This window comes from Janthinobacterium sp. GW822-FHT07H10, from assembly GCF_058798675.1.
Map to the genome: position 1 here is coordinate 150,770 of NZ_JBXAKS010000008.1, position 12,726 is coordinate 163,495.

13 protein-coding genes are annotated in these 12,726 nt (G+C 66.4%); 11 read left to right on the forward strand and 2 right to left on the reverse strand.

The features are described 5' to 3' along the window. Positions 1 to 7: 7 nt before the first annotated feature. From AC1RDJ_RS18865 to AC1RDJ_RS18900, 8 genes are all read left to right on the forward strand, one after another. On the forward strand, positions 8 to 406 hold the full coding sequence (locus tag AC1RDJ_RS18865) for an MAPEG family protein (protein ID WP_493028379.1): 399 nt from the start codon (positions 8 to 10) through the stop codon (positions 404 to 406). A gap of 106 nt (positions 407 to 512) precedes the next feature. Continuing rightward, complete coding sequence (locus AC1RDJ_RS18870; RefSeq protein WP_493028437.1) at positions 513 to 2,228, forward strand: RecQ family ATP-dependent DNA helicase; 1,716 nt, start codon at positions 513 to 515, stop codon at positions 2,226 to 2,228. Positions 2,229 to 2,318: 90 nt separating this feature from the next. Continuing rightward, complete coding sequence (locus AC1RDJ_RS18875) at positions 2,319 to 3,362, forward strand: ligase-associated DNA damage response exonuclease (protein WP_493028380.1); 1,044 nt, start codon at positions 2,319 to 2,321, stop codon at positions 3,360 to 3,362. Continuing rightward, positions 3,355 to 4,986 carry an ATP-dependent DNA ligase gene (locus AC1RDJ_RS18880; protein ID WP_493028381.1) on the forward strand — a complete coding sequence of 544 codons (1,632 nt, stop codon included), beginning with the start codon at positions 3,355 to 3,357 and terminating at the stop codon, positions 4,984 to 4,986. The genes AC1RDJ_RS18875 and AC1RDJ_RS18880 overlap by 8 nt, the downstream gene beginning before the upstream one ends. Positions 4,987 to 4,996: 10 nt before the next feature. Then, positions 4,997 to 7,474, forward strand: coding sequence for a ligase-associated DNA damage response DEXH box helicase (locus AC1RDJ_RS18885; RefSeq protein WP_493028382.1), 2,478 nt, complete (start codon positions 4,997 to 4,999; stop codon positions 7,472 to 7,474). Then, the gene (pdeM, locus tag AC1RDJ_RS18890; protein WP_071322520.1) at positions 7,471 to 8,139 is read left to right on the forward strand and encodes a ligase-associated DNA damage response endonuclease PdeM; all 669 of its coding nucleotides are present in this window, start codon (positions 7,471 to 7,473) and stop codon (positions 8,137 to 8,139) included. Before AC1RDJ_RS18885 ends, pdeM begins: the two co-directional genes overlap by 4 nt. Positions 8,140 to 8,339: 200 nt before the next feature. After that, positions 8,340 to 8,705 carry a KGG domain-containing protein gene (locus tag AC1RDJ_RS18895; protein WP_289885513.1) on the forward strand — a complete coding sequence of 122 codons (366 nt, stop codon included), beginning with the start codon at positions 8,340 to 8,342 and terminating at the stop codon, positions 8,703 to 8,705. A gap of 221 nt (positions 8,706 to 8,926) precedes the next feature. Further along, positions 8,927 to 9,196: a hypothetical protein gene (locus AC1RDJ_RS18900; protein ID WP_071322522.1), complete on the forward strand. Its 270-nt coding sequence runs from the start codon at positions 8,927 to 8,929 to the stop codon at positions 9,194 to 9,196. Between the two features lie 16 nt (positions 9,197 to 9,212). Here AC1RDJ_RS18900 and AC1RDJ_RS18905 read toward each other — a convergent pair whose 3' ends face one another. Both AC1RDJ_RS18905 and AC1RDJ_RS18910 read right to left on the reverse strand, forming a co-directional pair. Next, entirely contained in the window at positions 9,213 to 9,812 is a 600-nt protein-coding gene (locus tag AC1RDJ_RS18905; protein ID WP_493028383.1) for a DUF2239 family protein, read from the reverse strand. Positions 9,813 to 9,903: 91 nt separating this feature from the next. Further along, positions 9,904 to 10,401, reverse strand: coding sequence for a pyridoxamine 5'-phosphate oxidase family protein (locus AC1RDJ_RS18910; RefSeq protein WP_289885519.1), 498 nt, complete (start codon positions 10,399 to 10,401; stop codon positions 9,904 to 9,906). 263 nt (positions 10,402 to 10,664) lie between these two features. On the opposite strand from AC1RDJ_RS18910, the gene AC1RDJ_RS18915 reads away from it, so the two are divergent. From AC1RDJ_RS18915 to AC1RDJ_RS18925, 3 genes are read left to right on the forward strand one after another with little or no spacing between them, the layout of a single operon-like run. Next, positions 10,665 to 11,318, forward strand: a complete 654-nt coding sequence (locus tag AC1RDJ_RS18915; protein ID WP_071322525.1) for a PepSY-associated TM helix domain-containing protein — start codon at positions 10,665 to 10,667, stop codon at positions 11,316 to 11,318. Between the two features lie 32 nt (positions 11,319 to 11,350). Next, complete coding sequence (locus AC1RDJ_RS18920) at positions 11,351 to 11,866, forward strand: DUF2271 domain-containing protein (protein WP_071322526.1); 516 nt, start codon at positions 11,351 to 11,353, stop codon at positions 11,864 to 11,866. A gap of 12 nt (positions 11,867 to 11,878) precedes the next feature. Further along, on the forward strand, positions 11,879 to 12,703 hold the full coding sequence (locus AC1RDJ_RS18925) for a DUF4198 domain-containing protein (protein ID WP_071322527.1): 825 nt from the start codon (positions 11,879 to 11,881) through the stop codon (positions 12,701 to 12,703). Positions 12,704 to 12,726 lie beyond the last annotated feature (23 nt).

Genomic DNA, 12,726 nt, shown 5'->3' on the forward strand with positions numbered 1-12,726 from the left:
GGCAAGCATGACCCCTGAACTGACTATGCTCGGCTGTACCCTGGTGCTGGCCCTCGTGCAAATCCTGCTGCCGGCGATGTTCCGCACGCGCGAAACGGGCACGGCCTACAATGTGGGCGCGCGCGACGACGACGGCCCGCCCGTGGGCAAGGTCACGCGCCGCCTGCAGCGGGCCCAGGCCAACCTGTTTGAAACCCTGCCCCTGTTCGCCGCGGCCGTGCTGATCGCCCACGTCACGGCGCAGGAAAGCGCGCTGACCTTGTACGGCGCCGCCCTGTACCTGGCCGCGCGCGTGCTCTACCTGCCCCTGTACGCGTTCGGCGTGCCCGTCGTGCGCACGCTCGTGTGGTGCGTGTCCATCGCCGGCCTGCTGATGCTGTATTGGGCCATACTGTTCGCTTCGTGAATTCCTACAGCGGCTGTGGCGCCTGTCCTATGGCGGCGCGCCAGGCCCGGCCGTAAAGTGGCGGCAAGCTGGCGACGGGCGCCGGCATTTGACGGACCCCACCACGATGGCCACGACCGCTTCCATAGTGAAAGACAAGGGCAGCGCCAGCCCTGCTCCCCGGCGTGCGCGCCAGATCGCGCGCTTGCTGCGCGCGGTATTTGGCGTGCAACGGCTGCGCGCGGGCCAGCAGGAAGTCATCGACAGCGTGCTGGCCGGGCGCGATACCCTGGCCATCATGCCCACCGGCAGCGGCAAGTCGCTGTGCTACCAGCTGCCCGCCGCGCTGTTGCCGGGCGCAACCCTCGTGGTGTCGCCGCTGATCTCGCTGATGCAGGACCAGCTGGACAAGCTGCAGGCGCTGGGCATCACGGCCGTGCAGCTCAACAGCAGCCTGACGCGCGCCGAGGAAGATGCGGCCACCGCCCGCATAGCCGCAGGCGGCAAGCTCATCATCTTTTGCACGCCGGAACGCCTGGCGACGGCCGACTTCCTGGCCCTGCTGGCCGGCGCGCCGCCGTCCCTGGTGGTGATCGACGAAGCCCACTGCATCTCCCAGTGGGGCCATGATTTCCGTCCCGCCTACCTGGAGATCGCGGCCGCCCTGCGCGCGCTGGGCCGTCCGCCCGTGCTGGCGCTGACGGCCACGGCCACCGATGACGTCGTGGCCGACATCCGCGCGCAGCTGGACGCGCCGCGGCTGTACGTCGTCAACACGGGCATCTATCGCGCCAACCTGCGCTATGGCGTGATCCAGGTCACCAATGCGGGCGAGCAACAGGATACGGCCTTGCGCCTGCTGCTCGAGACGGCCGGCACGGGCATCGTCTACGCGGCGACCGTCAAGGCCGTTGTCGATCTGGCGGCACGGCTGGAGGGCCTCGGTGAAAGCGTCACCTGCTACCACGGCAAGCTGGCGGCGCGCGAGCGCAAGCAGAACCAGGCGCTGTTCATGGGCGGCGAGCGCCGCATCATGGTGGCCACCAACGCCTTCGGCATGGGCATCGACAAGCCCGACACGCGCTTCGTGATCCACCTGCAAGTGCCGGCCAACCTGGAAGCGTATTACCAGGAATCGGGCCGGGCCGGGCGCGATGGCTTGCCCGCCGACTGCACTCTGCTGTATTTTCAGGAAGACAAGCGCGTGCAGCAATTTTTCCTGGCGAAACACTATCCCACGGCCGACGAGCTGGCCGCCATCGTGGCCGTCGCGCGGGAATTGCCGGCCACGTTCGCTTTTGACGCATTGGCATCGGCCTTGCCCGAGTTGTCCGATGGCCACCTGAAGGTGTGCCTGAAGCTGCTCAAGGATGGCAAGCTGCTGCGGCAGGACCGCCGGCTCGGCTACCGCCTGAAAGCGCCATCGGCCAGCTCGCCCACGTACGCGCAACTGGCGCGCATCTATGTCGACAAGCAGGAGCGCGACAGGCAGGCGCTCGAGCAGATGGTGGCGTATGCGCAAAGCGGCTTTTGCCGCTGGAAACTGCTGCTCGATTACTTTGGCGATGCGGGCGACTTCGAGCGCTGCTGCACTTGCGACAATTGCCAGGCGCCGCCCGCGCTGGCCACGCCCATCGACCTGGACGAGGCTGCGGGGCCATGCATACGGGCGGATGCCGCGCCGTCGCCGCCGCCCGTGCCGCCGATCGCCGTCGGCAGCCGCGTGCGCGTGCCGCGCTTCGATATCGGCACCGTGCTGTCGGTGGCGGGCGACCAGGTCACCATTGCCTTTCCGGAAGAGACGACGCGCACCTTCATGGCGGAATTCGTTGCCCCGGCGTGAGTCCAGTGTGCGCTGCCGGACAGATGACCTGGCGCCAGCGCGCTAGACTCAAGCCATTCCAACGCTGTTCTTGACCGTGGGGAGCGAGGCATGGCAGACATGGTGGTGGTGCGCAAGGAAGGCCTGTATTGCGTGCCGGGACAGTTCTACATCGATCCGTGGCGACCCGTCGAGCGCGCCATCATCACGCATGCGCATGCCGACCATGCGCGCGTCGGACACCGGCACTACCTGTGCGCGGCCAGTGGCGTGGCGGTGCTGCGCGCGCGCCTGGGGCCGGTATCGATCCAGGGCCTCGCGTATGGCGAGACCGTCGACCATCACGGCGTGACGGTGTCGCTGCATCCGGCCGGCCACGTGCTCGGTTCGGCCCAGGTGCGCATGGAGCACGGCGGCCAGGTCTGGGTGGCGTCCGGCGACTACAAGCTGCAGCCCGATCCCACCTGTGCGCCATTCGAGCCCGTGCGCTGCGACACGTTCATCACGGAATCGACATTCGGCTTGCCCATCTACCGCTGGCAGGCACCGCAGGAAATCAACGACGAGATCAATCAGTGGTGGCGCAGGAACGCGGCCGAGGGGCGCACCAGCGTGCTGTTCTGCTATGCCTTCGGCAAGGCGCAACGCATCCTGGCGGGCCTTGACGCCGCCATCGGTCCCATTATCTGCCATGGCGCGGCGCAGGTATTGACGCAGGTCTACCGCGAATCGGGCGTGGCCTTGCCCGCTACCGTCATGGTGGGCGATGTCACGGACAAGGCCGCCTTGAAGACGGCCATGGTGATCGCGCCGCCATCGGCGGCCGGCTCGCCGTGGATGAAGCGCTTCGGCGATTACAGCGATGCGTTCGCCAGCGGCTGGATGCTGCTGCGCGGCGCGCGCCGGCGGCGTGGCGTGGACCGCGGCTTCGTGCTGTCCGACCATGCGGACTGGCCCGGCCTGATGCAAGCCATCACGGCCACGCAGGCCGAACGCATCATCGTCACGCATGGCTCGATTCCCGTGATGGTGCGCTGGCTGCAGCAGAACGGCTGGCAGGCGGGCGGCTTCGACACGGAGTATGGCGACGACGAGGCCGACGATGGCGCCGATGCGGCACCGGCGACGGCGCAGGAGGGCGCGCCCCATGCGTGAATTTGCCCTGCTGTACGCGGAACTCGACGAAACCACGTCCACCGGCCGCAAGCTGGCCGCGCTGCAAGCCTACTTTCGCCGCGCCACGCCCGAAGATGCGGCCTGGGCCGTGTATTTCCTCGCCGGCGGCAAGCCGCGCCAGGCCGTGCCCACCAAATTGCTGCGCGACTATGCGACCGAATGCGCGGGCCTCGATGCCTGGCTGTTCGACGAGGCCTATCACGCCGTCGGCGACCTGGCGGAAACCATCGCCCTGATCCTGCCCGTGCCCACGCGCCGCAGCGACATCGGCCTGGCCGAGTGGGTCGAGCGGCGCATCGCGCCGTTGCGCGGCGCGGCGCCGGAAGCCATCCGCGCAGCCTTGCTGGCGTACTGGGACGAGCTGGAAACGCGCGAACGCTTCCTGCTCGTCAAACTGATAGGCGGCGGCTTTCGCGTCGGCGTGTCGAAGCTGCTGGTGACGCGCGCGCTGGCCGGCATCGCCGCCATCGACAGCAAGCTGGTCGCGCAGCGCCTGATGGGCTGGACCGATGGCAAGGTCAGTCCCACGGGCGCGGGTTTTCTCAAACTGATCGGCGCGCAATCGGACGACGAGCATGCGCTGCGCGGCGGCCAGCCATACCCGTTCTTCCTCGCGCATCCGCTGCAGGCCGCGCCGGCCAGCCTGGGCGACGTGGCCGACTGGCTGGTCGAGTGGAAATACGACGGCATGCGCGCGCAGCTGCTGCGCCGCGACGGTGCCAGCTGGCTGTGGTCGCGCGGCGAGGAACTGATCACCGAGCGCTTTCCCGAGCTGGCGCAGCTGTCCCTGCCGGAGGGCTGCGTGCTCGATGGCGAAATCCTCATCTGGCAGCCGGGCGACGTGCCGGCGCCATTTGCCGACCTGCAAAAGCGCATGGGCCGCAAGACGGTGTCGCCCAAGCTCTTGATGGAATTGCCTGCCGTGCTGGTGGCCTACGACGTGCTGGAACTCGATGGCGTCGATATCCGCCACCTGCCGCAGCGCGAACGCAGGGCGCTGCTGGAAACGCTGGTCGCCGGCGTGGCTTCTCCCGCGCTGCGTTTGTCGCCGCGCATCGCCGCCGACAGCTGGGAGGCGCTGGCCGCCATCCGCGCGGAATCGCGCGCGCGCGGCGTGGAAGGCATGATGCTCAAGGCCATGTCGGCCGCATATGGCGTGGGGCGCACGAAGGACGTGGGCACCTGGTGGAAGTGGAAGATCGATCCCTATGCCGTCGACGCCGTGCTGATCTACGCCCAGGCAGGCCACGGCCGGCGCGCCTCGCTGTACACCGACTATACGTTTGCCGTGTGGGATGCAGCAGGGGAGGGCGAGCGCAAGCTGGTGCCGTTCGCCAAGGCGTACTCGGGCTTGACCGATGCGCAGATCGCGCAAGTCGACGCGGCCATCCGCAAGACCACCATCGAGAAATTCGGCCCCGTGCGCAGCGTCAAGCCGACCATGGTCTTCGAGATCGGCTTCGAAGGCATCGCCGCCTCGAGCCGGCACAAGGCGGGCATCGCCGTGCGCTTCCCGCGCATCCTGCGCCGCCGCGAAGACAAGGCCATCGCCGACGCCGACACGCTGGCCACCCTGCAGGCGCTGCTGGCCAGTGCCGCATGAGAGGCGACACATGAGCAAGAGCGCGCTGGCGCAGCGCATCGACGCGTGGTTTTCCGGACGCGGCTGGACGGTGTTTCCGTTCCAGCGCGCCGTCTGGCGCACCGCCGCGCAGGGCAGCTCGGGTCTGCTGCACGCCAGCACGGGCTCCGGCAAGACGTACGCCGTGTGGTTCGGCGCCTTGCTGCGCGCCGAGCGGCTGCAAGGCCGGGGCGGAAAACAGGGCCGCAAGCAGGGCTTGCGCGTGCTGTGGATCACGCCCATGCGTGCGCTGGCGGCCGACACCGTGCGCGCGCTGCAGGCGTCGGGCGCCGATCTTGCTCCCGGCTGGCGCATCGAGGCGCGCACGGGCGATACCAGCGCCGCACAGCGGGCCCGCCAGGCGAAAGCCTGGCCCGAGGTGCTCGTGACGACGCCGGAAAGCCTGTCGTTGATGCTGAGCCAGGCGGATGCCCAGGCACGTTTTGGCTTGCTGGAAACGGTGATCGTCGACGAGTGGCATGAATTGATGGGCAGCAAGCGCGGCGTGCAGGTGCAGCTGGCGCTGGCCCGTCTGCGCCGCTGGAACGCAGCCGTGATGACGTGGGGATTGTCGGCCACCCTGGGCAATCTGCGCCAGGCGCAGGACGTGCTGCTGGGGGAGGAAAACGACGGCGTGCTGGTCGAAGGCAAGGTGCGCAAGCGCATCGTCGTCGACAGCTTGATCCCCGTCCATCCCACGCGCTTTCCCTGGGGCGGCCACCTGGGTATCCAGATGCTGCAGCCCCTGATCGCCGAAATCGAAGGCAGCGCCACCACCCTGGTGTTTACCAACACGCGTTCGCAGGCGGAACTGTGGTACCAGCACCTGCTCGATGCGCGGCCCGACTGGGCGGGCCTGATCGCCCTGCACCACGGCTCGCTGGACCGCACGGTGCGCGAATGGGTCGAGCAGCACCTGAAGACGGGAGCGCTGAAAGCCGTCGTCTGCACGTCCAGCCTGGACCTGGGCGTGGATTTCCTGCCCGTCGAGCGGGTGCTGCAAGTGGGCAGCGCGAAGGGCATCGCGCGCCTGGTGCAGCGGGCCGGGCGCAGCGGCCATGCGCCGGGGCGCATCTCGCGCGTGACCCTGGTGCCCACCAACAGCCTGGAATTGCTGGAAGCGGCCGGCGCCCGCGCGGCGCTGGCGCAGGGCCAGCTGGAGGCGCGGCCCGTGCCGGACAAGCCGCTCGACGTGCTGGTGCAGCACCTGGTGACGGTGGCGCTGGGCGGCGGTTTTCGCGCGCTTGAACTGTATGCGGAAGTGCGCGCGGCCTGGTCGTATCGCCACTTGAGCCCGGACGAGTGGCAATGGGCGCTCGATTTCGTCGCGCGCGGCGGGCAAAGCCTCACCGCGTACCCGGAATACCGGCGCGTGCTGCCCGACGACGACGGCGTGTACCGCGTGCCGGATGCGGCGCTGGCGCGGCGCCACCGCATGGCCATCGGCACCATCGTGTCGGAAGCGGCGATCCAGGTCAAGTTCATGAGCGGCGGGCGGATCGGCAGCATCGAGGAATCGTTCATTGCGCGCCTGAAGCAGGGCGATCATTTTTTGTTTGGCGGGCGCATCCTGGAATTCGTGCGCGTGCACGAGATGACGGCCTATGTGCGGCGCGCCACGGGCAGCCGCGGCGCCGTGCCGCGCTGGCAGGGCGGCAAGATGCCGCTGTCGTCGGAACTGGCGCACGCCGTGCTGGACCAGCTGCAACTGGCGCAGCAGGGCCGTGCCAGCGGGCCGGAAATGCGCGCGCTGGCGCCGCTGCTGGCCATCCAGGCGCGCTGGTCCGCCCTGCCCACGCGCGCCACCCTGCTGGTGGAAACCCTGGCCAGCCGCGAGGGCCGGCATTTGTTCGTGTATCCGTTCGCGGGCCGCTCCGTGCACCTGGGCCTGGCGTCGCTGCTGGCCTACCGCATCGCCCGCGTGCAGCCGGCCACGTTTTCCATCGCCGTCAACGATTACGGCCTGGAGTTGCTGTGCGCCGGCGAGCCCGATTATGCGCCGCTGTTCGACGCGTCCACGGGCGCCGGGCTGGACCTGTTCAGCACCGACCATCTGCTGGAAGACGTGCTGGCCAGCCTGAACGCGACGGAACTGTCGCAGCGGCGCTTCCGTGAAATCGCGCGCATCGCCGGCCTCGTGTTCCAGGGCTATCCGGGCCAGCCGAAAAGCGCGCGCCAGCTGCAGGCGTCGTCGTCGCTGTTCTTTGAAGTGTTCCGCAAGCACGATGCGGCCAATTTGCTGCTGAGCCAGGCGCAGCGCGAAGTGCTGGAGCAGGAGCTGGAACTGACGCGGCTGCGCGCCACCCTGCAGGAGCTGCAGGGCAGGCGGATCAGCCTGCAAGCGCTGGAACGGGCTACGCCGTTTGCCTTCGGCCTGATGGTCGAGCGCTTCCGCGAACAGCTGACGACGGAAAAATTGTCGGACCGCGTGGCACGCCTGGTGAGCGCGCTGGAAAAGGCGGCCGCATGAACGGCCAGCGGCAAGCGCATTGCGCGGTGGAGCTGGCGGGCGAGAGCCTTTGGCTGCTGGCGCACAAGGCCGTGTATTGGCCGGCGCGCAGGATGATGGTCGTGGCCGACATCCATTTCGGCAAGGCGGCCGCCTTCCGCGCGCTGGGCGTGCCGGTGCCGCGTGGCACCACGACGCAAAACCTGCAGGCGCTCGACGCCTTGCTGGCCGCCCATGCCTGCGAGGAAATTGTCTTTCTCGGCGACTTCCTGCATGCGCGCGCCGCCCACGCGGCGGCCACCGTGGCGGCCATGCAGGCATGGCGCGCGCGCCATCCGCGCTTGCGCCTGACCCTGGTGCGCGGCAACCACGATGTGCATGCGGGCGACCCGGCCTCCGCGCTGCGCATCCGCATGGTGGATGAGCCGCATACCGTGGGCGCCCTGTCCTTTTGCCACCATCCGGACACCGTGGCGCCCGGCTATGTGCTGGCCGGCCACGTGCATCCCGTATTTCATCTGCGTGCGGCAGCAGGTGGCCTGCGCCTGCCGTGTTTCCTGCTGGGGCCATCGCGCGCCATCCTGCCGTCGTTTGGCGCGTTTACCGGGGGCCACGCCGTGCGGCCGGGCGCCGGCGAGAGCGTCTACGTGACGGCCGACACGGCGATTTTCCGCATTCCGCCATGACCTGATGCGGACTGGGACTTATGGTATTTATTTTGATGTAACTATGCCACCGGGGGCGGGACTCATCCTACATCAGCGCTTGCCATCCTCCTATTTCTTGCGGCCCATGTGCGCACTAAGATGAGGATTCCCTTGCCATGCGAGGGGACGAATTGCATGGTTTGCACTGTTTTCCGGTTCTATCGATCAAGGAGATCATCATGGCCACATCGAGCGACAATAAACAGCAAGGTAGTAAAAGCGGCAGCGCCAGCAGTGGCGGCAACAAGCAAAGCGATACCAGCAAACGCGGCTTCGCTTCCATGGACCCCGCCCAGCAGCGTGAAATCGCCAGCGAAGGCGGACGGGCCGCGCATGAAAAAGGCACGGCGCATGAATTCACGTCGGAAGAGGCGCGCCGCGCGGGCAGCCAAAGCCATAAAAATGACGCGAACCGGCAAAGCGCCGCCAGTTCGGGAGGCTCGCGCGACAACGCCAGCATGAACCAGGAGGGTAACCGCGACAACGCCAGCAAGCAAAGTGGCGGTGCCGGCTCAAGTTCCGGTTCCGGCTCGCGCAACAAATAGGCAGGCTAAATAGGCAGGCTTTATGGCGTCGTGAGCATGGCTGGCGGGAAGCAGGCATTTCCGCCGGCCGTTACGCATGCGTCTACATTTTCCTGCATTTTTTCGGCAGCGGGAAAATTTTGATGCAATGCAGCAGGCATGGACTATGATGAAATAGCTGCGCTGGCAACAGGTTTATCGCCGGGTCCGCAGCCCACTCGCAGGCAACTCTCAGGGAGAAAATGATGGGCAATTCCAACACGCCGTATCCGGGCAACAGCCAGGGCGGCACGCCGTCCACGGCGGGCAGCAAGCAAAGCACGACGGTCGACGCTGCCGAAAGCTTTGTGCTGGTCGATAGCGAGCAGGGCCTTGATATCGGCGACGATCTGTTTTCCATCGGCGAGGTGCGGCGCGCCGACCGCTTGCCGCATCACCAGTCCGGCGTGGCTGGCCAGAACCGGCAGAGCGCCGATGATGCGCCCGACACGACGGGCAGTACCGGCGTCTGACCTTTCCGCCCATCTTTTAACTGTCGGACCATCCCCGCTGGGCCAGCCGCAAGACGTGTTCGCGCACGTCGGCTGGCCAATCCTGCACGCAGACAAGGAAGGCCGGCTGCCGGCCCGCGAACAGGGCGCGGCTTGCTTCCTCGAATCCTGCCGCGTCGCCGGCCAGCGCGCTCATGAACTTGTAGGCCGCTTCGCGTGCCTGGCGCTGTTCATCGGCCGCCTTGTTGTCGCGCTGCGCGTGTTCCACCAGCTTGCGCAAGGCCACGGAAGCGCCGCCCGGTTGCGTCGCCAGCCATTCCCAGTGGCGCGGCAGCAAGGTAATTTCGCGCGCCACCACGCCCAGCTTCGGCCGGCCCGCCGTGCGCGCAGGAACGGGCGCCTGGTCTTCCTGCGCCGGCGTCTCGACGCGCGGTTGGGGCAAGCGCTGCAATACCTGTTCCAGGCTGCCATGCAGGTTCAAGTCCACCTGGCTGCCCGTGGCGTCGTCGAAAATCAGGATTTGCGCGGCGGGGGCGCGCGTGACCCATTCTTTCAACAGGCGCGCCACCGCATGCAAGGGGCCGGCGGCCACCTTGTGTTTGCCGGCAAAGGCGGTCAGTTGGGCGGGTGCGTGCATGTCTGGTCTCCAGTGGGTGAACATGCAGGTAATTTTACCCGGATTAAATTGAGTTAATAACACCCGGGTAAAATATTTTTACTGCGTTCCGCTACAGGTCGATGCGGCCGTGTTCGCCCAGATCCTTCGGCGTCTCCCCCGTGATGGCAGCCTTGGCCATCTCGAAGAATTGCGTCATCTTGCTGGCGCTGCTATCCCAGTATTCGGCCGACTGTATCGTCACCTTGATCAGCGACAGCTTCGGATCGTCGAGTCCGCCCGGGAACCACGCTTTCACCAGCGGGCTCCACAGCTCTTCCGCCTTGGCGCGGTCCTTCAGCAATTCCGCATGGCCGCAGACCGACACGTACAGGCTGTCGCCCGTGTCGACGAAGCTGACATTGACTTGCGGGTTGTTCAGCAAGTCGCGCGTATAAGCGGCCTCGTCTGAAACGAAAAACCAGATCCGGCCCTCGCCGTCGACCTGCTGCTGCGTCAGTGGCCGGCTGGTGAGCGTGCGCGTGTCGTCGCTGGTGGTGAGCATGCCGAACTTGACGCTCTTGATCTTGTCGGCGATGCTGGCCAGTTGTTCGCTGGAATACTGTGGCATGGTGTGCTCCCGTCGTGGTTGTCCTGAACAACAGCATAGGTGGAGCCCGCGAATGGCTCTGTACGGCAGCTTACGTAGTGGGCGCGCATTGTTTCAAAGCTGTTACAAAACGCTGCCCTTGCGCCGGCTCCCATGTATTGACTTAATAAATGATAATCATTATCATTTGTTGGATACTTTGCGCATGGACTCTGATTGAAGGATGGGAATGAAGCACAATGACTTGTCGCGCCACCTGGCGCGCTCCTTGCCGGGAGCGGACCATGGCTAACGCGGGCGCCGCAGACAAGGCCAGGAACAATGCCAGCCGCGCCGTCTGGCTGAAGAATTTGCACCAATGGCACTGGATCAGCTCGGCGCTGTGCCTGCTGGGCATGTTTCTGTTCGCCATCACCGGCATCACCCTCAATCACGCCGGCCAGATCGAATCCAAGCCGGCGATCACGCGGCAGAAGGCCGCATTGCCGGCGCCGCTGGTCACGGAACTGGCAGCGTATGCCGCCAAGCACGATGGCGCCAACGCCCCGATGCCCGCCGCCGCCGAAACCTGGCTCAAGCAGCAGTGGTCGCTCAACGCGGGCGGCCGTCCCGCCGAATGGAGCATCGACGAAGTGTATCTGCCGCTGCCCAAGGCGGGCGGCGACGCCTGGGTGCGCATCGGCCTGGAAGATGGCGCCGCCGAATATGAATTGACGGACCGGGGCTGGGTGTCCTGGCTCAACGATGTCCACAAGGGCCGCAACACGGGCGTGGCCTGGAGCTGGTTCATCGACATCTTTGCCGCCGCCTGCATCGTGTTCTGCCTGACCGGCTTGCTGATTTTGAAGTTCCATGCGGCCAACCGGCCATTTACCTGGCCGATGGTTGGCCTCGGTATCCTGATACCCTGCGCGATCGCCTTGCTGTTTATCCACTGATCGTTTTTATCCTTACTTTTTACAGGCACACCATGAAATTACGCTACTCCCTGGCGCTTGGCCTTCCCCTGATCGGCACTTCGGCGATGGCGGCCGACCTGGCCCTCAAGATTGAAATCCCACAACTGAACGTGGCCGAGTACCATCGTCCTTACGTGGCGGCCTGGCTGGAAACGGCCGACCAGAAGGTGGTTGGCAACCTGGCCGTGCTGTATGACGTGAAAAAGAAGGACAAGGCCGGTGAAAAGTGGCTGAAGGACATGCGTCAATGGTGGCGCAAGAGCGGCCGCGACCTGGCCATGCCTGTCGACGGCGTCAGCGGCGCCACGCGCGCGCCCGGCGAACATACCCTGACCTTCCCCGGCGCGAAAGCCCTGCTCGACAAGCTGCCGGCCGGTGAGTACCAGCTGGTGGTGGAAGCGGCGCGCGAAGCGGGCGGACGCGAACTGGTGCGCGTGCCGTTCCAGTGGCCCGTGAAGGCAGCCCTGGCCGTGCCTGCCAAGGGCAAGGAAGAACTCGCTAATGTCGTCGTCCAACTCAAACCATAAAGGCGCACCATCATGTTGAAACAACTGAACAAGCCATTGCTCGCGCTGGCCCTGGCCGGCCTGGCCATGAACGCCCACGCCCACCGTGGCTGGATGGTGCCATCGAGCACGATGGTGGAAAGCAAGGACGCCTGGGTGACGGTGGATGCCGCCGTCTCCGACGGCCTGTTCGAGATCGACCACCAGCCGCTGCGCCTGGACGCTCTGCAAGTCATCGGCCCGGACGGCGCGAAAGTGGCGCCGGCGAACACCGTCACGGGCCGTCTGCGCAGCGTCTTCGACGTCAAGATGGAAAAGCCGGGCACCTACAAGGCGGCCATCGTGTCGCAGAACGTGATGGCCAGCTACAAGCAAAATGGCGAACAGAAGCGCTTCCGCGGCAACGAGGAAACCTTCAAGAAAGACTTGCCGGCCGATGCGCAAGACGTGAAAGTCACGCGCACGGCAGCGCGCCTGGAAACCTTCTTCAGCAATGGCGAAACCAGCACGGAAGTATTCAAGCCGACGGGCGTGGGCCTGGAATTCGTGCCGGTCACCCATCCGAACGACTTGCGCGCGGGCGAGAAAGCCACATGGCGTTTCCTGGTCGACGGCAAGCCGGCGGCGAATCAGGCGTTCAGCCTCGTGCCAGGCGGCGTGCGCTATCGCGGCGTGCTCGGCGAAATCCGCCAGAGCACGGATGCCAAGGGCGAAATCACCTTCACCGTGCCGGCCGCCGGCATGTATTACCTGAGCAGCACCTGGCCTGCAGCCGCTCCGGCAGCCGCCGGCCAGGCACCAGCCATGCCCGAGCGCCGCATGACGTACGCGGCCACCGTGGAAGTGCTGCCGCAGTAAGCGGCGGTATCTTCGCGAGCGAG